Source organism: Alishewanella sp. HH-ZS, from assembly GCF_001704375.1.
GTDB classification, from domain to species: Bacteria; Pseudomonadota; Gammaproteobacteria; order Enterobacterales; family Alteromonadaceae; genus Alishewanella; species Alishewanella aestuarii.
The window spans coordinates 60,548-79,916 of sequence record NZ_LZEJ01000014.1 but is presented as its reverse complement, the minus strand read 5'-3'; the positions used below and the strand labels follow the sequence as shown (position 1 = coordinate 79,916).

Below are 19,369 nucleotides of genomic sequence, written 5' to 3'. Positions count from 1 at the left end.
TTAATCGTGGATAATTACATCATCTACAAGAGCAAAAAAACGCAGAAGTGGCCGAGTGACAACCCAAAGTTCAAGTTACTGTTCTTGCCGGTTTATAGCCCATGGCATAACAAAATTGAAAAACTGTGGCATGCACTGCACGAGACGATAACCCGGAATCATCAGTGCAAAAACATGGATGATTTACTGGAGCAGGTTCACTACTTTATGGACACTGCCGCACCGTTTCCGAGCGGCAAGCATGGACTAAAGCAGGTGTATCACAATTAGGATCAGTTATTCAGGAGAAATAGAATGCAACAAGAAAATACTATACATGAGCTGACATATGAACAAATCCAACATGTTAGCGGCGGTAGCACTTCTACTTCTACTTGCACAAAAACCTCGACGACAATTTGCAATCGTAGAGGAACACGTTGTGTTACCGCATCAATAGAAGTATGCACTGAGGTAAAAAAACCTTGACACAGCTGTAAATGCACAAGCCCTTTGTTTAATCAAAGGGCTACTCTGTATAATAAATTGCAGGTAGCTTACATGCTTAAAATATACACAATAAATCTTATTATTGTTTTATCAGGCATTACTGAATACGTTTCAATGGAGGAATTTATTGAAAAATTTGGTGAGGGTGGCATTGCTTTAATAAAAAAAGCCGAGAAAGAATATACCCCAAGCTACTCGATAGATCGAGAAGGCAATGCAATAATAATTAAAGGGGACATCACCAAATCATTATATGAAAAGGTTTCAAAATATCTTGCAGAGGGCAATATTAAGCGAATCATTATCAATTCAAATGGCGGCGATATTGATGCTGGAATTAGCATTGGCCATCTTATTTACAAATACAATCTTGATATTGAAGTATTTGATCGTTGCATTTCCAGTTGCGCAAACTATCTATTTACCGCTGCAGTCAACAAGACCATACGAGATGGTGCCGCTGTTATTTGGCACGGGAACACGCAACAAAAAGATTTTCGAGAATTCGATTTATGTGGCAGAACAGTGTCTTCTCTTAATGGTTTTCCAATGGATGATGAAGAGATTGCTGAGCAGAAAACCCCTGAAATGCAACAGGAGTGGGAAGCTAGACGACAACGGGAATATGATTTTTATCAGCTCATTGGTGTAAATGACTATATAGCTCGAGTTGGCCAAGAACCTAAAAATTATGGAAATTTCACTATGCCTGTAAAGCATATGCTGAAATTTGGTGTAGCTAATGTTCAAGCGCCAAAAGACTACGGAGAAATTGGCTATTGCAACAACTTTAATAAATTAAACTCGGCTATAGCACTAAGCTGCATTTCAGTGTCAGAGGAACATTTCAACTACGAAAATGATCGCAAAAAATTCGGCGAGCGCTGTTCTCACGATGGTGCCTTGACTATAAACACCAGTACAAATGATCTACCAATCCGAAGCCGCTGAATGTGGTTTAGCCTGTATGGCGATGGTCGCCAACTATCATGGCCATCAGCTGGATCTAACCACTCTACGTAATCGCTATAGTGTGTCCTTTAAAGGCGCCAATCTACAACAGCTGATGCTGCTGGGAAATCAGCTGGGGCTGGCGGGGCGGGCGTTAAAGCTGGAGCTGGAAGATTTAGGCAAACTAAAAACTCCCTGCGTATTGCATTGGGAGATGAATCACTTTGTAGTGTTAAAAAAAGTACACCGTGGCGCCATTACCATTTTAGATCCAGCGCAGGGTGAGCGGCGGCTGCCATTTAAAGAAGTGGATAAGGCCTTTACCGGCATTGCTTTGGAACTCACCCCCACCACTGAGTTTAAAACAGTCGATGAACGGGTCAGGCTCGGTCTTACCGCATTTTGGAGTAAAGCTCAGGGACTCTGGTTGTCCTTGTTTAAGCTCTTTTTACTCTCCTTACTACTGCAACTGTTCTTATTGGCCTCGCCCTATTACACCCAGCTGGTCGTCGATGAAGTGTTAATCAGCCATGACCAACCGCTGTTAGTCGTATTGGCGTTGGGCTTTAGTTTACTGGTGCTGATCCAGGTGATCACCCAAACCTTGCGCGGCTGGGTAGTGCTGCATCTGAGCTCGACCTTGAGTGTACAGATGGCGACCAATCTGATGCGTCACTTACTTAATATGCCGCTTAGCTATTTCGATAAGCGCCACATGGGTGATGTTGTCTCGCGCTTCGGTTCGCTTAATGCGGTAAGGGAGTTATTTACCAATAGTCTGGTGGAAGGCTTAATTGACGGCCTGATGGCAATAGCCGTACTGCTGATGATGTATTTATACAGTCCAAAGCTTGCCTTGGTTGTTGTTATCGCCGTGGCCCTGTATGCCGCAATGCGTTTCTTGCTGTATCGCCCGCTCTATCAGCTTACCGAAGCCAGCATTATTGCGGGAGCCAAAGAGCAGACCAACTTTATCGAGTCGGTGCGGGCGATGCAAAGTATTAAGCTATTTGGCCAACAAACTCAGCGCCTTAATTTATGGCAAAACCGCTATACCACAGCTATTAATCAGCAATACAAACTTGGTAAGTGGCAACTTGGCTGGCAAAGCAGCAATCAACTACTGTTTGGGCTGGAAAACGTGATGGTGGTCTATCTTGCGGCACTGGCCGTTATCGCCGGAGATCTGAGTGTCGGGATGTTATTTGCATTCCTGGCCTATAAAACCCAATTTACCAACCGCTCGGCGGCGCTTATCGATAAGCTGATAGAAGTCAAAATGACCCGGCTACACTTAGACCGGCTGGCGGATATCGCGCTGACGGAACGAGAACAGGAAGGGAGCTCACAACCATCGCGGCAACTTAGCGGCAATCTTAGCGTAAAGGATCTCAGTTTTCGTTATGCCAGCAATGAGCCGCTGCTATTTAATGGCTTAACTCTGGAAGTTAACGCCGGTGAAAATATTGCCATTATTGGCCCCTCTGGCTGTGGCAAAACCACGCTGCTGAAACTGTTACTGGGTTTGCTTAGCGCAGAAAGCGGTAAAATTGAGGTTGATGGTGTTGATATTAAACAGCTGGGTTTACGTAACTACCGCAGCCAGGTCGCTGCGGTGATGCAGGATGATCAGCTGCTGTCGGGCACCTTAGCAGAAAATATTAGCTTTTTTGACCCGGAAGCCTCGTTGGAGCAGATTTATACAGCCGCGCAGCTGGCCGGTATCCATCAGGATATTCTGGCGATGCCAATGGGCTATAACAGCCTGGTCGGTGATATGGGCAGTTCCTTATCCGGCGGTCAAAAGCAGCGCTTACTGCTGGCCCGCGCCCTATACCGGCAACCGAAGATCCTGTTTTTAGATGAAGCGACCAGCCATTTGGATGTGCAGCTGGAACACTATGTTAATAAGGCAGTGCAGCAGCTAAAGATGACCCGGATTATTATTGCCCATCGCCCGGAAACTATCTTAAGTGCAGAACGGATTTTACTGTTACAACAAGGGCAACTGATTGATATCAGTCAGAGCTACCGCGCGCAGTGTCAGAAATCATCATAGCGGCAGCTATCGCCAACCTATCCGCTCGTCCGCCTTAACGTTGCGCTGACCAGGCGACTTGGTTGGCCTGGTGACTTGGCTAACTTCCTTGCTCCGGCAAGCGCAGCTTATCAAATAGTATTCCGGCCAGGGTGCGGTTATTTACATTCAACTTGCGTAAAATCGCCGACACATGCTGCTTGATGGTGGTTTCCTGCACCTGCATCTCATAGGCAATTTGCTTATTGAGCAAGCCATCAGCAATCATTTTCAGTACCCGGAACTGCTGGGGTGTAAGTTGCTCCAGACGCTGGGCAAAATCCTGATCAATCAGCGGCCGGGCATTTTTTACATCTTCAGACAATTCAGCCGGCAACCAGCTATCACCATTTAATACCGCATTAATGGCTTCGGACAGCAATTCCAGTGGTGCCGATTTTGGAATATAGGCGCCCGCCCCCAGTGTCAGAGCTTGCTTAATAATCACTGGATCTTCTTCGGCTGATACCATTACCACCGGCACATCCGGATATTCGGTGCGCAGCGCAGTTAAGCCGGTAAAGCCGTCAGAACCCGGCATTTTCAGATCCAGAAAAATTAAATGGGTATCAGGATGTTGGCGCAGTAACGGCCAGATCTGCTGCATGGTTTGCGCCTGCAGTAAGGTGGCATCACTGCCCAGTATGGCCGCGCAGGCCTGAGATAGTGCCACCCGGAATAGCGGGTGGTCATCAGCAATAATGGCAATCATAAGGTCACTTTGGGGTTTTTACCCAATAATGAACCGGGGCTGACGCCCCGGCAAGTGTTTTCGCTTAGAAGCGGTAACCTACACTGAAGCTAAAGGTTCTGGGGTCAATATAGAAACCCAGTACCGAGTTATCCAGTGCCGCACCGGCAAAGTTATAACCGGCAATCCGCGCCTCTTTATTACCCAGGTTTTTGCCCTGCAGCGACAGATCCCAGTGCCCGTCGTTGGAGTACCAGGTCACGCCGGCATTGAACAAGGTATAACTGCCGTAGTCCAGTAACGAGGGGATTTCAAAGATCTGGGTTTTACCACGATGCGCCAGATTACCGGTAAATACCAGCTCACCCGAGCTTAGCGCGACGCTGTAAGTACCCGCCAGGGTCGCCGTGACTTTCGGAGTATTAGCAAAGGACCACAGGTTAGATACATCCACTACCCGTTGCTGGGTCGGGTCGAAGAACTCGACTTCGTTAAACTTGGCATCAACATAACCAACAATCAGGCTTAAGTTAAACTCACGGGTCGCGGCAAAGGTGGCTTCCAGCTCAGCACCATTGATATCCGCATTGGCCGCATTCAGCACCTGAGACGCCACCGTGATATTACCCGGTGACAGCTCAACAGAGCGTTGCACTGTAACCTGCATATCGTCATATTTAGACATAAAGACCGCGGCATTTAAGCGCAGACGTTGGTTCAGCCACTCGCTCTTCATCCCCAGTTCATAGGTATCAACGGTTTCTTCGGTATAAGGCTTATTGGCATCCGGGTTAACTGCCTGGTTGGCCCGCATATCAAAACCACCTGACTTAAAGCCATTGGTATAGCTACCGTACAGCATCATATCGTTACTGTGCTGGTATTCTACCCCTAAGCGAGGTGAGAAATGACTAAAGCTGGCGCTGTCAGCAAAATCGGTTTGTACACCGATACGTGTACCGCCCGGCCGGCGTGGGAATTTATAACCGCTGTAAACATAACGGTAAACATTAGCGTCTTTGTCATCCTTGGTGTAACGGCCACCCAGTGTCACCGACCATTTATCATCTAACCGATAACTGCCCTGGGAGTAGAAAGCACGGCTTTCAGTATCGACACAGCCGCCGTTCTCAGTAGTAGACAGGCCATAAACTACCTGACCAAAGGCACCGCAAGCTTCGCCGGAGTAATAATAAATACCGCTGGCGACTTTTAAACGGTCACTGTTGTACAGGAACTGTAGCTCTTGTGAAGTTTGTTTATCTTCATAGAAAGCCGGAATATCCAGCGTCGGTACCGAAGTAGAGTCAAAGTCGATATTGGTATCCGTGACACCCTCACGGCGGGCCGTGATAGACTTCACGGTCCAGTTATCGTTAACATCCCAGCTTAGCGTTAAAGATTGGCCTTCAGTTTCAACCTTGTTTTCTACCGGCATACTGATATTGGCATCATAAACCTTGGTTGGCCGCACATCGTTCGGTGCCCGCACACTGGGGAATAACCGGAAGCCGCCACGTGGGTTGGATTCGTCAACGGTTTTATCGGCCGCTAACCGCACTTTGAAATTGTCCGCCGCGTTCCATTGTAAGCTGACCCGGCCAGACATCAGATCTTTATTGTAGTTATGATCGCCGGTGTTCAGGAACCGGCCAAAGCCATCACGGTTATACATGGCCAGCGCAGCGCCGACAAAGACGGTGTCAGTCAGGCCGGTTTGACCGGATACTTTAAGATCATTTTGTTTGTAGCTACCCAGGGTGCCACGTACCGCAAATTGGGTGTCGCCCGACAATTCCTTGGTCACATATTTTACCGCTCCACCGATGGTATTGCGGCCATAGAGGGTACCTTGGGGTCCACGCAATACTTCAACACGTTCAACATCATACACATCCAACGCCGCACCTTGCGGCCGTGCCAGATACACATCATCGATATAGATACCGACGCCGGGCTCAAAGCCCCACAGCGGGTCCTGCTGACCAATACCGCGGATATAGGCGGTCAGGGTGCTGTTGGTGCCGCGCGATACCTGCAAGGTGGTATTCGGTGAGTACTGTTGTACCGAAGTAATATTATCGATACCACGCTGTGCCAGCTGCTCTTCGCCTAACGAGGTTACTGCTACCGGTACCGTTTGCAGATTTTCTACAGTGCGGCGGGCGGTGACTTCAATACGCTCCAGCTTAACCGCCTCATCATCGCTGCTGGTGGTTTCCTGTGCCAGGGCTGGCATGGCCAGACAGCTGCTAATAGCCAGTGCCAGCAGGCTCGGCTTCAGATTACGGGGATAAGTGGCGCGATAGTTAATCTTATTGTTGTTGGCCATAACCGGCCCTCCTGTTGTGTCGATGTTGTGCTGTCTGCTTTTTGTTACCGGATTACCTGGGTACTCCGGCGTTGTTATATGTCTAGAGTAGCCGCGATTGCAGAAATATTAACCTGTACCTTAGTACTATGGCTGACATGGGCAGACTGTATCAGACTAGAAAAAAACAAGAACAAGGATTATCCGATGTTAAGTTTGCTCGGTTTACTGCTTGGTCTGGGGCTGCTGATTGTCCTGACCATGCGCGGCTTTAACCTCTTTATCACGGCCCCGCTCTGTGCCCTGCTGGTGGCGCTGACCAATGGTATTCCGTTCTGGCAGGTAGCCGATAAGATTGATTTTGTGCACGGCTATATGAACGGTTTTTCCGGTTTTGTCGCCAACTGGTTTCTGATGTTTCTGCTCGGCTCGCTGTTCGGCAAGCTAATGGAGCATACCGGCGCTGCCGATGCTGTGGCACTGGCGATTGTGAAACGACTGGGGCATAAGCGGGCTGTGCTGGCTATCGTACTGGCTTGTGCGGTGTTAACCTATGGTGGCGTCAGCTTATTTGTGGTGGCGTTTTCCGCTTACCCGATGGCCGTAAGCCTGTTTAAAGGCGCTAACTTACCGCGGCGCTTTATTCCGGCAACACTGGCGCTCGGCTCTGTCACCTTTACCATGACCTCTGCCGGCTCACCCGAGATCCAAAACTGGATCCCCATTCCTTATCTGGGTACCACCCCTTATGCCGGCTGGGAAGTCAGTTTAGTCGTCGCCGCCTTTATGGCCATTGGCGGTTACGCCGCGCTAATGTGGATGATCAAAGGCGCACAAGCCCGCGGCGAGCACTTTATTGCCCGCGCCACAGATCCGGAACTTAGCGATAAAGCCCTGCCGCATTGGTTAACCGGCTTAATCCCGCTGCTGGTGGTACTGGTTACATCCTTCCTGTTGCACGACAGCCTGCAGCAAGCTGCGCTGATTATTGCGCTGGCTGGTGGTGTGGTAAGTTTATATCTGCTGAATTTCCGCTTTCTGCACAACCCGGCCGCCGCCACCAATGAAGGCGTACTGGGTGCCTTGCTGGCCATAGGTAACACTGCTGCTGTAGTCGGTTTTGGCGGTGTGGCGCGACTGACTCCCGCCTTTGGCGAGGTGGTCCATTTTATGACACACTTACCCGGCCCGGAACTGATTGGCGCCGCAGTGGCGGTAAGTGCTATTGCTGGTTTAACCGGATCGGCATCTGGCGGTCAGGCTATCGCCTTGCCGGAAATTGCGCCAACCTATCTGGAACGTGGCGTGGATGCCGAGCAACTGCACCGGGTGGTCGCCATTTCATCCGGTGCGCTCGACTCACTGCCACATAATGGCTATGTGGTCACCACCATCCGCGCAATTTGTGGCGAAACACACCAGAACGCCTATTGGCCGGTAGCGGTAGTCAGTGTGCTGATGCCATTACTGGGTGTGGTGCTGGCCATCCTGTTATTTCAATGGTTTTAACGGAGTTTAAGATGCTACTGCTTCTGCAACTACTTGTGCAACTGCGGCTACCACTGCTCAAGGTGAGTTTACTGCTTGGCTTACTGCTGCTGAGTAGTTGCAGCCGGGCCGAATCCTTGCTGGTGGAAAAGCAAGCCTTTGAAATTGCCAGTTTTACCACCCAATCCGGGCAGCAGATTGCTCCGGTACGGGTTGGCTGGGAAGCCTATGGCAAACTTAATGCCGACAAGTCCAATGCCATTTTGATCACCCATTTCTTTTCCGGCACCTCGCACGCCGCCGGTAAATACCAGCCGGATGATGCCGTAGCCGGCTACTGGGATGCCATTATTGGTCCAGGTAAAGCCATTGATACCAATAAGTTTTATGTGATCAGTGTCGATACCCTGGTTAATGCGAATGTGTTTGATCCCAAGGTAATTACCACAGGCCCGGCGACCATCAATCCGGCAACAGGCAAGCCCTGGGGGCTCAGCTTTCCGGTGGTGACCATCACCGACTTTGTCGAGGTACAACGCCAGCTGCTGGATAGCCTGGGTATTCAGCAACTGCATGCGGTGATTGGCGCCTCTATGGGCTCGTTTCAGGCCATTGAGTGGGCGGTACGTTATCCACAGCGGGTGCAGCGCTTGATCCCGGTGATTGGCACGGCCTATATGGACGCCTGGGCTGCAGTGCGGTTGGAGCGTTGGGCCTATCCGATTAAACAGGATCCAGCCTGGCGGGATGGCGACTATTATGCCTATGGCCAACCTGTGCAGGGCCTGAGCACGGCCGTGGCCTATATCACTCAGGACGCCCTTTATCCAACGGCCTTTAATCAGCGCTTTACCGATCCGCTGCAGGATCAGGCGCCGCGGCAGGATATCCGAGCGCCCTTTTCTGCCTGGCAGCAATTACTGGCTCAGGCCGCTGAGCGCAGTAAATTGCAGGACGCCAACCATATCCTGTATCTGATCCGTGCCTCGCAGCTTTGGCGCGCCGGTATGGGCGATAACTGGCAACAGGCGTTACAGCAGGTCAAGGCGAAAACCTTATTTTTGCCGGCGAGCGGTGATCAACTGCTACTGCCGAAGATGTCAGTCCAAAGTGCAGCGGCCATGCCGCCAGCACAGGTGACCCTGGCAGAAATTCCCGGTGACTGGGGGCATCTGGATGGGGTGGTCAATATCAGTGCGGTGGCAGCGCAGATCGCAGACTTTTTAAAGGATTAAGCCAGCACCAAACTGCGGTATCAGTTAATCAGTTCTTCCTGGAGGTGCGGCTTGGCTTAGCGCACCTTTTTTTATTTTTCGCATTTGCTCTGCTAAGCTTAACTTCCCTACCCGCTTTAACTCAGGCATTTATGGCGTTTTCGTGGAAACTTGCTTTGTTATCTTTGCTTTGCCTGTTGGCCACGGCATTACCGGCCCAGGATAAGCAGCGTATTGTACTGGCCAGCAGTGATTATGTACCGCATTACGGTACTGAGTTGCCGCGACAAGGCGCTGTATCCGAAATTGTCCGCCGCGCCTTTGCCTACGAAGGCATTGATATTGAGATTGCCTTTATGCCTTTTGCCCGGGCACTTTATGATACGCAGCAAGGCTTTTACGATGGCATTCTGGCGATCTGGCATACGGCAGAGCGGGAACAGCAATTGTTGTATTCGGATGCCATCTACGCCAATCAGATCGTATTATTTAAAAGGGCCGGTGAGCTACAACTGACAGATGATCTGAACAGCGTATTACAAAGTGACAGCACGCTGGGGATGGTCACTGGCTATGCGCAAAGCCCGCTGCTGCTCAATAGTCCGCTACAGAAGGTGAGTGTCGCAACCGATGATCAGGTGTTCCGGATGCTGGCGTTAAAGCGGGTCGACTTGATACCGGCCGACTTACAAAACGGCCTGTACCTGTTGCGACAACTGCCCGAGCCACTACAGCAAGTGCGGATTAACTGGGTCACTGAACCTTTAGAGGAAAAACCTATGCATTTGGCATTCCCACGCCAAAAAGCGGGAAGTGCTGAGCTACAGCTGCGTTTTAACCGCGGCCTGCAACAGTTGCGGCAAAGCGGTGAACTGCAGCAGATCCTGGCAGAGTTGCTACCGGAGCCAACAGCCCGCTAATTTAAACCGCTTGCTGCGCTTAGGGTCCGCGGAAAGAGCACCAGATGGTCTAAATCCAGACGGATGCCAATCTGCTCACCAATAGCATGGTTATGATGGCTCAGCGCCAGACAATAGACCAATTCGCCACCAGTCAGCGCCAGCGTATACAGGATATGTGAGCCACGAAAGGCTTTATCGGCAACAGTGGCCTGAATCGCACTTTCATCATCGTGCACAATATCGTCCGGCCGGATCAGGACATCAACCTGGTCGCCCGCCTGCACATCCGGCAAATAGCGCTGACGGAAGATGCCAAGGCAGGTTTCCACCCGTTGCTGATCCAACATAGTGCCCGGTAACATTACTCCGCGGCCAACAAAGTCGGCGACAAAGCGGCTGGCCGGACGATGGTAAAGCTCGTACGGCGTCGCCCATTGCTGCAGCTGACCATGTTGCATCACGCCAATCATATCGGCCATGGCAAAGGCTTCAAACTGATCATGGGTCACCAGTACCGCCGTAATCTGTAGCTGCTTTAAAATTTTGCGGATATCGCGCGCCAACACTTCACGAAACTCAGCATCCAGACTGGAGAAAGGCTCATCCAGCAGCAGAACTTTTGGCTCCGGTGCCAGCGCCCGCGCCAGTGCCACCCGTTGTTGTTGGCCACCGGATAACTGATGGATATAACGCTCCCCCAGATCCGGCAAACCAACCAGCTGCAGCAGTTGCTTTACTTTAGCGGCCTTGTCGGCCTTACTGCGATGTTGTAAGCCAAAACTGATATTGTCGGCCACGGTCAAATGCGGAAACAGCGCAAAATCCTGAAACACCATGCCAATTTTCCGCTGCTCGGGCGCCAGCTGCTGGTTTGCACTACTCACCGTTTGCCCTTGTAGACGAATTTGTCCGCTCTGCGGCGCTTCAAAGCCGGCAATTGCGCGCAAAATAGTGGTTTTGCCGCAGCCTGAAGGGCCGACTAAACAGCCGATCTGCCCCTCTGCCAGCGAAAACGAAATGTCTTTTACTACGGTATGCCGGCCATAAGCGATAGCCAGCTGCTCTAATGCCAACATTATTCTGTTCCTTGCATACGCCGCTCAGTAGAGCGCGCCAGTAAGATCACCGGTAACAAGCCAACCAGCACTATCGCAAGTGCGGGTAAGGCCGCGTCGGCCAGGCGTTCATCAGAAGCCAGTTCATGCGCCCTGACCGCCAGAGTATTAAAGTTAAAGGGCCTTAAGATCAGCGTGGCCGGTAATTCTTTTAACACATCAACAAATACCAGCAGCAGCGCGGTAAAAACACTGCCCTTTAATAATGGCACATGCACCTTACGCAATACCTGCAGCGGACTATAGCCCATAGAGCGGGCGGCGTTATCCATATTGGGTTTGATCCGGGCCAAACCGGCCTCAATACCATGTAAGGATACCGCCAGAAAGCGCACACTGTAGGCCAGCAACAGTGCCGCCAGGGTGCCGGATAACAGCAAACCGGTGCGGATGCCAAACCATTGCTCGGCCAGCAGATCGACATGACGGTCAAACCAGGCCAATGGGATCATCACGCCAATAGCGATAACAGTACCCGGGACCGCATAGCCCAGCGCCGCCAGTTGCACCGGTAAGCGCACCAGCGGATCGCGTCTTAATCGTTTGGCGTAGGCGAACAACAAGGCAAGTAGCACCGATAACAACGCGGCCATCGCCGCCAGGGAAAAGCTATTCCACACCAGCTGCCAGAAATTGGCATTCAGGGTCCGCTGCCAGTTGGCCAGCGCCCAGCTGAGTAAGCGCCAGGCCGGTAAGATAAAGCCCAGTACCACCGGTAATAAACATAGCGCCAACAACGTCAGCTGCCGCAAGGGCCCAACCCGCCTAAGCGCCGGCGCACTGTGCTTTTGGCCCTGATGATAATAGCGGACTTTGCGGCGTGACCATTTTTCCAGTAACAGCAAAAACAGCACAAAGCTAGTTAATAACGCCGCTAGCTGGGCAGCCGCCTGGGCACTGCCCATACCAAACCAGGTGCGGAAAATACCGGTGGTAAAGGTTGGTACGCCAAAATACTGCACTGTGCCATAGTCGGCAAAGGCTTCCATCATCGCCAGTGCCATGCCGGTTAAAATGGCCGGCCGGGCCAGCGGCAAAGCCACCCTCCAGAAATGCTGCCGCGGTGTCATACCAAGCGTACGGCTGGCTTCCAGTAAAGACGCCGATTGTTCAGCAAAGGCGTTGCGCGCCAGCATATAAACATAGGGATAAAGTACCAGCGCCAGCATCAGAATAGCGCCACCGAGTGAGCGGATCTCCGGAAACCAATAATCGCCAAAAGACCAGCCAAACCAGGAACGGAGCTGACTTTGTACCGGCCCGGCAAAATCCAGCATGCCAGTATAGGTGTAAGCGATAATATAGGCCGGCATCGCCAGTGGCAGCAGCAACAGCCATTGCAGATAGCGGCGGCCAAAAAATTGATACTGACTGATCAGCCAGGCGCTGCCGGTACCGATTAACAGCGCCCCCAGACCGGTGCCACCAGCCAGCAGCAAAGAGTTCACCACATAGTCGGCCAGCACCGTTTGGCGCAGATGCCGCCAAATTGCGGTTTGCGGTTCCAGCCAGCTGGCGAAGATAATAATAACAGGCAGGGCTAAGAGTAGCGCGGGCAGTAATACTGCCCAGCGCCAACGATCAAACAACAGTGATTTTAGCAAGGGGCTAAACCCCCTTGCTCTGGCGGTACAGTGTTACCGCCAGCCAGCACGATCCATAACGCGGATTGCCTCGGCATTAAGTTCACCTAACTGCTCCAGCTCTAAATTGTCTGCTTTAAAGGTGCCAAAACCTTCAAGAAGCGTGCTGATTTTCACATCAGCGCGAATTGGATATTCATGATTCGCTTCAGCATACCAGTGTTGTGCTGCCGGCTGTACCATATACTCCAGCAATTTCACCGCATTCTGTTTATTTGGTGAAAAAGTCGCCACACCGGCACCGGAAATATTGATATGAGCACCGTTGCCTTGCTGATCCGGCCAGAACACTTTGACTTTAGACGCCGCAGCCTGCTCGACTGGATCAGCCAGCATTCCAGCCAGATAGTAAGTATTCGCTAAGGCAATATCACATACCCCGGCTGCAGCCGCCTTGATTTGATCACGGTCGCCACCACGCGGTGGCTGGGCAAAGTTCGCCACCAGACCACGCGCCCAGGCTTCGGCCTTTGCTACACCGTCATGCGCAATAATGGCGGCAATATGCGACTGGTTATAGACATTGTTGGATGAACGCACGCAAATCTTGCCTTTCCACTTCGGATCGGCCAGATCAGCCATGGTTGATAACTGCTTCGGATCAACCTTACCTTCGACATACATGATTGGCCGGGCGCGTACGGTCAGGCCATACCACACGCCAGCCGGATCACGCAGATTGGCCGGGATCTGTTGTTGTAAGGTGTCAGAGGATACGGCCTGTAATACGCCTTGCTGCTTAGCGCGGGCTAACCGGCCAACATCGGTGGTTAACAGCAGATCGGCCGGACTATTGCGACCTTCGCTGCTGATGCGGGTGATCAGCTCATCAGCATTGCCGGTAATTAAATTGACCTTAATCCCGGTTTCGGCAGTAAATTTGTCCAGTAAGGGTTTTATTAACTCTTCCTGTCGGGCAGAGTAAACATTCACTTCAGCCGCAAAAGCAGCACTGGTATGTAGGGCACAGGATGCCAGGCTAGCGGCAACCAATAACAGCATTTTATTCAGTTTCATCACAGCTCCGCAGTAGGTAATAACGATTGCGCACATCTAAACATAAACAAGAACAATTCTCAATAAGAAACTTTGCGCTGTCGCAACTTTTCTGCTGATTTACCTGGCCCAAGCGGTGAATTACAGCTACATTAAATAAGATAAGTCTAAATTGGAGCTGGATATGCAAGCGAATGTTGGCGGTATTGATAAAGTCTTACGCATTATTGTTGGTGTGGTGTTGATTGCGGCAGCTGCCACCGGGATGATTGGCTGGTGGGGTTGGCTGGGCGCGATCCCGCTGCTGACCGGGTTATTTAATTTCTGCCCGGCTTATACTCTGTTTGGTATTAAAACCTGTAAGCTGCCGAGGGCGGGTTGACGCCCTACCCCCTAAACCTGTCGTTATGGGCTTTAAAATCCGGTATCTGACGCTGGTAGTCCTGCTGGTATAAACTGGAATGGATAATAAAGTCTGCGGTGGCGATATTACAGGCCACCGGAATATTCCAGACCACGGCCAGCCGGATTAACGCCTTAACATCCGGGTCGTGCGGCTGAGATGACAGCGGATCCCAGAAAAAGATCAGCCAGTCGATTTGTTGCTCGGCAATTAAAGCGCCGATTTGCTGGTCACCGCCGAGCGGACCACTGGCCAGACAGTGCACCTGCTGTTGTAAGCGCTCACTAATCAGTTTGCCGGTGGTGCCGGTTGCTACCAGTTTTTTATCGGCAAAAAACTGCCGGTGCCGGTCGATCCAATCCAGTAAAGCGGCTTTTTTGCCATCATGCGCGACCAGCGCTATGGTTTTCATCTCTACAATTTCCTTTAGCTGCCTGTTGTTTATGACCTTACACCCAAAAAAAAGCCCCGACAAGCGGGGCAAAACAACCAAGGTCCACGTATAACATCATTATTGGTCAGGTGTCAGGCGGCACACTGTGTCTGGCCTGACGACCTGTAACCACATCATTCTTTGCGCGCTGGCTTAATTCGCCTCGACAATGCGTTTCATTGCTGTCATATAGCCGCGTAATTTTTTACCTACCACTTCCACCGGGTGCTGGCGGATAGCTTCATTGACGGCAATCAGCTTCAGGTTATCAACACCATTCTGACTGCTGCTTAAGCCCTTACCGATATATTCACTGCTTAAACTATTTACCTTATCGCGCAGTAAAGGTACTGCAGCATGGGCAAACAAGTAGTTACCGTACTCCGCCGTATCCGAAATCACCACGTTCATTTCATACAAACGCTTACGGGCGATGGTATTGGCAATTAATGGCGTTTCGTGCAGCGACTCATAGTAAGCCGACTCTTCGATAATGCCGGCATCGACCATGGTTTCAAAGGCCAGCTCGACGCCGGCTTTTACCATGGCCACTAACAGGATGCCGCGGTCAAAGTATTCTTGTTCGCTGATCTGCTCGCTGGATACCGGCGCCTTTTCAAAGCCCGAGTCACGGGTTTGCTCACGCCAGGTCAGCAGGTTTTTATCATCATTAGCCCAGTCTGCCATCATAGTGCGGGAGAACTCGCCACTGATAATGTCGTCCATATGTTTTTCAAACAGCGGACGTAAGGTGCCTTTTAACTCTTCTGCCAGATCATAGGCTTTAATCTTGGCCGGATTGCTCAGCCGGTCCATCATATTGGTGATGCCGCCATGCTTTAAGGCTTCGGTTACGGTTTCCCAGCCATACTGAATCAGTTTGGCGGCATAACCGGCTTCCATCCCATCGGCAACCATCTTGTCAAAGGCCAGAATCGCGCCGGTTTGCAGCATGCCACACAGAATGGTCTGCTCGCCCATCAAATCGGATTTTACTTCGGCAACAAAGGACGACTCCAATACCCCGGCCCGATCACCGCCGGTCGCGGAAGCATAGGCTTTGGCAATTTCCAGCCCCTGACCTTTAGGATCGTTCTCCGGATGCACTGCTATTAAGGTCGGTACGCCGAAGCCGCGCTTATATTCTTCCCGTACTTCGGTGCCCGGACACTTAGGTGCCACCATAATCACCGTAATATCAGGCCGGATCTGCTTACCCTCTTCGACAATATTAAAGCCGTGCGAGTAAGCCAGGGTCGCGCCCTGCTTCATCAGCGGCATAATGGCATCCACTACGCTGCTATGCTGCTTATCCGGGGTCAGGTTTAATACCAGATCTGCACCTGGAATTAACTGCTGATAAGTACCGACAGTAAAGCCATTGCTACTGGCTTTCTGGTACGAAGCCCGCTTTTCGGCGATGGCTTCATCACGCAGCGCATAGCTGATGTTTAACCCTGAGTCGCGCATATTCAAGCCCTGATTCAGGCCCTGCGCGCCACAACCGACGATCACAATATTCCAATCTTTGATAAAGCTGCAGCCGTTAACGAACTCAGCTTTGTCCATAAAGCGGCACTGGCCTAACTGGCGTAACTGCTGGCGTAAATTTAAGGTATTAAAGTAATTGCTCATCGTCAGTTCCAACATTCGTGCTGTGGCTTTTGCCAACAGGAGCAGCGGGTTTTTCATCAGGGATGCGCTGCTTTGATGAAATCAGTCTATAACGCGACTTTTATTGCGTGAAGTGATATATTTTCAATACTGTATTTCACATTCTGCAATAAAGATGGATATTCGTAGCGCACAACTGTTTTTACATCTAGCCAGCAGCCTGAATTATGCCCGCACCAGCGAGCAGATGTTTGTTAGCCCCTCCACCCTGACCCGGGTGATCCAACGGCTGGAAGAAGAGCTTGGCAGCAGCTTATTTGAACGCGATAACAGAACGGTGAAACTGACCACGGCCGGCAGCCGCTTTCAACGCTTTGTAAGGCTGTGGCTGGATGAATGGCATCAGCTGCAACTGGATTTACAGCTAGCCAGCAGCGAGCTTAGCGGTACCTTAAGGATTTACTGTACCGTTACCGCCAGCTATAGCCATCTGCCGGCGCTGCTGGATAAATTTCGCCTACACTGCCCAAAGGCAGAAATTCAGCTGAGTACCGGTGATGCGGCGCAGGCTATTGACCGCATTAAGCAGGATGAAGCCGATGTTGCTATCGCCGCCCGCCCGGAGCAGCTGCCAACTACCATGTACTTTCAAAGCATTGCCAGCCTGCCGGTACGCTTGATTGCCCCGGTGATCCCGTGCCGGGTTAATGATTTACTGGCCGGTGCAGAGGTAAACTGGAATGAGATACCGCTGATCCTGCCCGAGCATGGTCCAGCGCGCAGTCGTTTTGACCGTTGGCTGAAAGACTGCAATATTAACCCGGCTGTGGTGGCCAAGGTTGATGGCCACGAAGCTCTGGTGTCGATGGTGGCATTAGGTAGTGGTGTCAGCATAGTGCCGGATCCGGTATTGCAGCATAGCCCGGTAAAAGAGCGGGTGCGGCTGTTGGAACATCAGTATCCGTTTCAGCCGTTTGACCTGGGGATCTGTATGCTGGCAAAGCGGCAGCAGGAACCGCTGATCAAAAGCTTTTGGCAGCTGGCGCAAAAAAGCTGACAGCCAATGTTGATCACACCGGCATCGCGCCAACTTTGCAGCAGCTAAAACAAGATTGGAAATACCTAACAGGATAAGATGCATAAAGCCGGGAAACCCGGCTTTATTGACTTATATTACTTCACAACTTTCAGGTGGCTGCCGCGCCCTGGCTTAGGCGGCTCTGGCGGCAAGTCATCCGGCGTAGCATCAGAAACAAAATCCTGATCATCCTCTTCGTCTTCCTCTAACGTAAAGACAGTGCCGGCACCGTTTTCACGGGCATAGATAGCCAGTACGGCTTTTACCGGAATCGACAGCGCAAAAGGCTGACCACTAAAGCGGGCATTAAAGGTGATTAACTCATTGCCCAGCTGCAGATTACCAATGGCAGAAGGCAGAATATTCAGCACGATCTGACCATTTTGCACAAATTGCTGCGGCACCTTGACCGCCGGATAGGTTGCATCGACCACCAGATAAGGCGTGCACTTGTTATCGACTATCCAGTCGTAAAAGGCGCGCAATAAATAGGGCCGGTTGGCCGTCATCTTTTGCATCAGAGCGGCATCCCCTTACGAATTTCGCGCTCAGCTTCTGTTAACGAGGCCTGAAACGCATCGCGTTCAAAAATGCGGTTCATATAGGTTTTCAGTTGTTTGCTACCGCTGCCGTTTAACTCAATACCCAGTAAAGGTAAGCGCCACAGCAACACAGCCATATAACAGTCAACCAGGCCAAACTCTTCACTCATAAAAAACGGCGCTTCACTAAACAGCGGTGCAATCGACAGCAGTCCTTCTTTTAACTCCTGACGCGCAATGGCCGCTTCGTCATCACCCTGCAGAATTTTCTCTGCCAGGCTGTACCAGTCATGCTTAATGCGATACATCATTAAGCGTGCCTGACCACGGGCAACCGGATAAACCGGCATCAGTGGCGGATGCGGGAAGCGCTCGTCCAGGTACTCCATAATGATATCTGCCTGATACAGCGCCAGCTCGCGATCCAGTAAGGTTGGCAAGCTGCCATAGGGGTTAACTTCGTAAAGATCTTCCGGCACGTTGTCCGGCGTTACCTGGAGAATATCAACCGTTACGCCTTTTTCCGCTAGCACTATGCGGACCTGATGACTACACATATCATCAACAGCTGAAAATAATGTCATCACAGGGCGTTTATTGGCAATGATCGCCATCTATTCCTCCGGTACAGTTAAAACGGCAAGGGGGCACAAGGCCCCCGATAGTAACTATTTTAAAAACAAATGCTTAGTGAACATCTTTCCAATATTCTTTCTTCAGCAGGTAAGCCAGCACGAAGAAGATCAATAAGAAGATCATCACCTTGATCCCCAAAGAGCGGGCTTCCAGTTTGGTTGGCTCGCCAGTGTAAACCATATAGTTCACCAAATCGGCCACTGCACGATCATACTCTTCCGGGCTCAGCTCACCGCTGCCGTCAGTACGGATACCAACGTAGATTTCTTTCGGCTGACCATCCACCAGGCGGGTTTCATAAGCCTGATAAGGTACGCCTTGCAACTCTTGCAGCACATGCGGCATACCTACCAACGGGAATACCTTGTTGTTAACGCCAAACGGGCGGCTGTCATCAACATAGAAGGTGCGCAGATAAGTATATAACCAATCAGCACCCCGCACCCGGGCAACGTTAGTCAGATCCGGTGGTAACACGCCGAAGGAATTTTCAGCATAGTCCGCTGGCATCGCATTAGTAATATGATCACCGACTTTTTCACCGGTAAACATCAGATGCTCCATGCCCAGATCTTCCGGGATCCCCAGATCTTTAAAGGTCCGGGAGTAACGCTGGTACTGCATCTGGTGACAACCCAGGCAATAGTTCTGGAATAACTTGGCACCATTTTGTAATGATGCTTTATCCCGTAGATCGATTGGCGCCTTGTCCAGCGGAATCGTCGGGCCCGCCGCCATTGCCAGCGATGAGGCTAATAATGCAACAGCAGAAAGTAACTTTTTCAT

The 19,369-nt window shown here is 51.0% G+C and carries 18 protein-coding genes; 8 read left to right on the top strand and 10 right to left on the bottom strand.

Features of this window, described 5'->3' with window-relative positions; genetic code table 11:
• The 3 genes from A9165_RS07695 to A9165_RS07685 form a co-directional block, all read left to right on the top strand.
• Positions 1 to 270, top strand: a 270-nt coding sequence (locus A9165_RS07695; RefSeq protein ID WP_176714601.1) for a transposase, incomplete at its 5' end; no start/stop codon positions are given.
• Positions 271 to 540: 270 nt separating this feature from the next.
• Positions 541 to 1,440 carry a hypothetical protein gene (locus tag A9165_RS07690; RefSeq protein ID WP_065955463.1) on the top strand — a complete coding sequence of 300 codons (900 nt, stop codon included), beginning with the start codon at positions 541 to 543 and terminating at the stop codon, positions 1,438 to 1,440.
• On the top strand, positions 1,415 to 3,499 hold the full coding sequence (locus tag A9165_RS07685) for a peptidase domain-containing ABC transporter (protein WP_065955462.1): 2,085 nt from the start codon (positions 1,415 to 1,417) through the stop codon (positions 3,497 to 3,499). Before A9165_RS07690 ends, A9165_RS07685 begins: the two co-directional genes overlap by 26 nt.
• Before the next feature lie 79 nt (positions 3,500 to 3,578).
• Here A9165_RS07685 and A9165_RS07680 read toward each other — a convergent pair whose 3' ends face one another.
• Positions 3,579 to 4,229 (bottom strand): response regulator transcription factor, encoded by a 651-nt coding sequence (locus A9165_RS07680; protein ID WP_065955461.1) that lies wholly within the window; start codon positions 4,227 to 4,229, stop codon positions 3,579 to 3,581.
• Positions 4,230 to 4,293: 64 nt separating this feature from the next.
• Positions 4,294 to 6,540, bottom strand: coding sequence for a TonB-dependent receptor (locus A9165_RS07675; RefSeq protein ID WP_065955460.1), 2,247 nt, complete (start codon positions 6,538 to 6,540; stop codon positions 4,294 to 4,296).
• Positions 6,541 to 6,726: 186 nt separating this feature from the next.
• Between A9165_RS07675 and A9165_RS07670 the strand changes: the two genes are divergently transcribed.
• From A9165_RS07670 to A9165_RS07660, 3 genes are all read left to right on the top strand, one after another.
• Positions 6,727 to 8,028 carry a GntP family permease gene (locus A9165_RS07670; protein ID WP_065955459.1) on the top strand — a complete coding sequence of 434 codons (1,302 nt, stop codon included), beginning with the start codon at positions 6,727 to 6,729 and terminating at the stop codon, positions 8,026 to 8,028.
• A gap of 11 nt (positions 8,029 to 8,039) precedes the next feature.
• Positions 8,040 to 9,242, top strand: coding sequence for a homoserine O-acetyltransferase (locus tag A9165_RS07665; RefSeq protein ID WP_065955458.1), 1,203 nt, complete (start codon positions 8,040 to 8,042; stop codon positions 9,240 to 9,242).
• A 131-nt stretch (positions 9,243 to 9,373) separates the two neighbouring features.
• Positions 9,374 to 10,141 carry an ABC transporter substrate-binding protein gene (locus A9165_RS07660; protein WP_065955457.1) on the top strand — a complete coding sequence of 256 codons (768 nt, stop codon included), beginning with the start codon at positions 9,374 to 9,376 and terminating at the stop codon, positions 10,139 to 10,141.
• Here A9165_RS07660 and A9165_RS07655 read toward each other — a convergent pair.
• From A9165_RS07655 to A9165_RS07645, 3 genes are read right to left on the bottom strand one after another with little or no spacing between them, the layout of a single operon-like run.
• Positions 10,138 to 11,199: an ABC transporter ATP-binding protein gene (locus tag A9165_RS07655; RefSeq protein ID WP_065955456.1), complete on the bottom strand. Its 1,062-nt coding sequence runs from the start codon at positions 11,197 to 11,199 to the stop codon at positions 10,138 to 10,140. The two genes, A9165_RS07660 and A9165_RS07655, sit on opposite strands and share 4 nt — an antisense overlap.
• A complete protein-coding gene (locus A9165_RS07650; protein WP_065955455.1) occupies positions 11,199 to 12,842 on the bottom strand; it encodes an iron ABC transporter permease in 1,644 nt (547 codons plus the stop codon). Before A9165_RS07650 ends, A9165_RS07655 begins: the two co-directional genes overlap by 1 nt.
• Before the next feature lie 33 nt (positions 12,843 to 12,875).
• On the bottom strand, positions 12,876 to 13,898 hold the full coding sequence (locus A9165_RS07645; protein ID WP_065955454.1) for a Fe(3+) ABC transporter substrate-binding protein: 1,023 nt from the start codon (positions 13,896 to 13,898) through the stop codon (positions 12,876 to 12,878).
• A 163-nt stretch (positions 13,899 to 14,061) separates the two neighbouring features.
• On the opposite strand from A9165_RS07645, the gene A9165_RS07640 reads away from it, so the two are divergent.
• Complete coding sequence (locus tag A9165_RS07640) at positions 14,062 to 14,259, top strand: DUF2892 domain-containing protein (RefSeq protein ID WP_065955468.1); 198 nt, start codon at positions 14,062 to 14,064, stop codon at positions 14,257 to 14,259.
• 4 nt (positions 14,260 to 14,263) lie between these two features.
• Here A9165_RS07640 and A9165_RS07635 read toward each other — a convergent pair whose 3' ends face one another.
• Positions 14,264 to 14,692, bottom strand: coding sequence for a methylglyoxal synthase (locus A9165_RS07635; protein ID WP_065955453.1), 429 nt, complete (start codon positions 14,690 to 14,692; stop codon positions 14,264 to 14,266).
• Between the two features lie 174 nt (positions 14,693 to 14,866).
• Complete coding sequence (ilvC, locus tag A9165_RS07630; RefSeq protein WP_065955467.1) at positions 14,867 to 16,348, bottom strand: ketol-acid reductoisomerase; 1,482 nt, start codon at positions 16,346 to 16,348, stop codon at positions 14,867 to 14,869.
• Between the two features lie 154 nt (positions 16,349 to 16,502).
• Between ilvC and ilvY the strand changes: the two genes are divergently transcribed.
• A complete protein-coding gene (gene ilvY, locus A9165_RS07625; protein ID WP_065955452.1) occupies positions 16,503 to 17,384 on the top strand; it encodes an HTH-type transcriptional activator IlvY in 882 nt (293 codons plus the stop codon).
• Positions 17,385 to 17,500: 116 nt separating this feature from the next.
• Here the strand turns inward: ilvY and A9165_RS07620 are convergent, their stop codons facing one another.
• The 3 genes from A9165_RS07620 to A9165_RS07610 form a co-directional block, all read right to left on the bottom strand.
• Positions 17,501 to 17,914, bottom strand: coding sequence for a ClpXP protease specificity-enhancing factor (locus A9165_RS07620; protein WP_039924974.1), 414 nt, complete (start codon positions 17,912 to 17,914; stop codon positions 17,501 to 17,503).
• A gap of 8 nt (positions 17,915 to 17,922) precedes the next feature.
• Positions 17,923 to 18,561: a stringent starvation protein SspA gene (gene sspA, locus A9165_RS07615; protein WP_008606891.1), complete on the bottom strand. Its 639-nt coding sequence runs from the start codon at positions 18,559 to 18,561 to the stop codon at positions 17,923 to 17,925.
• A gap of 73 nt (positions 18,562 to 18,634) precedes the next feature.
• On the bottom strand, positions 18,635 to 19,369 hold the full coding sequence (locus tag A9165_RS07610) for a cytochrome c1 (protein WP_065955466.1): 735 nt from the start codon (positions 19,367 to 19,369) through the stop codon (positions 18,635 to 18,637).

Bases quoted from the DNA above. Each gene is read 5' to 3' on its own strand.
- A9165_RS07620 (WP_039924974.1), bottom strand. From the start codon at position 17,914: ATGACGGCCAACCGGCCCTATTTATTGCGCGCCTTTTACGACTGGATA.
- A9165_RS07645 (WP_065955454.1), bottom strand. From the start codon at position 13,898: ATGAAACTGAATAAAATGCTGTTATTGGTTGCCGCTAGCCTGGCATCC.
- A9165_RS07690 (WP_065955463.1), top strand. From the start codon at position 541: ATGCTTAAAATATACACAATAAATCTTATTATTGTTTTATCAGGCATT.
- A9165_RS07640 (WP_065955468.1), top strand. From the start codon at position 14,062: ATGCAAGCGAATGTTGGCGGTATTGATAAAGTCTTACGCATTATTGTT.
- sspA (WP_008606891.1), bottom strand. From the start codon at position 18,561: ATGGCGATCATTGCCAATAAACGCCCTGTGATGACATTATTTTCAGCT.
- A9165_RS07680 (WP_065955461.1), bottom strand. From the start codon at position 4,229: ATGATTGCCATTATTGCTGATGACCACCCGCTATTCCGGGTGGCACTA.
- A9165_RS07675 (WP_065955460.1), bottom strand. From the start codon at position 6,540: ATGGCCAACAACAATAAGATTAACTATCGCGCCACTTATCCCCGTAAT.
- A9165_RS07635 (WP_065955453.1), bottom strand. From the start codon at position 14,692: ATGAAAACCATAGCGCTGGTCGCGCATGATGGCAAAAAAGCCGCTTTA.
- A9165_RS07610 (WP_065955466.1), bottom strand. From the start codon at position 19,369: ATGAAAAAGTTACTTTCTGCTGTTGCATTATTAGCCTCATCGCTGGCA.
- A9165_RS07670 (WP_065955459.1), top strand. From the start codon at position 6,727: ATGTTAAGTTTGCTCGGTTTACTGCTTGGTCTGGGGCTGCTGATTGTC.
- ilvC (WP_065955467.1), bottom strand. From the start codon at position 16,348: ATGAGCAATTACTTTAATACCTTAAATTTACGCCAGCAGTTACGCCAG.
- A9165_RS07655 (WP_065955456.1), bottom strand. From the start codon at position 11,199: ATGTTGGCATTAGAGCAGCTGGCTATCGCTTATGGCCGGCATACCGTA.
- A9165_RS07660 (WP_065955457.1), top strand. From the start codon at position 9,374: ATGGCGTTTTCGTGGAAACTTGCTTTGTTATCTTTGCTTTGCCTGTTG.
- ilvY (WP_065955452.1), top strand. From the start codon at position 16,503: ATGGATATTCGTAGCGCACAACTGTTTTTACATCTAGCCAGCAGCCTG.
- A9165_RS07685 (WP_065955462.1), top strand. From the start codon at position 1,415: ATGATCTACCAATCCGAAGCCGCTGAATGTGGTTTAGCCTGTATGGCG.
- A9165_RS07665 (WP_065955458.1), top strand. From the start codon at position 8,040: ATGCTACTGCTTCTGCAACTACTTGTGCAACTGCGGCTACCACTGCTC.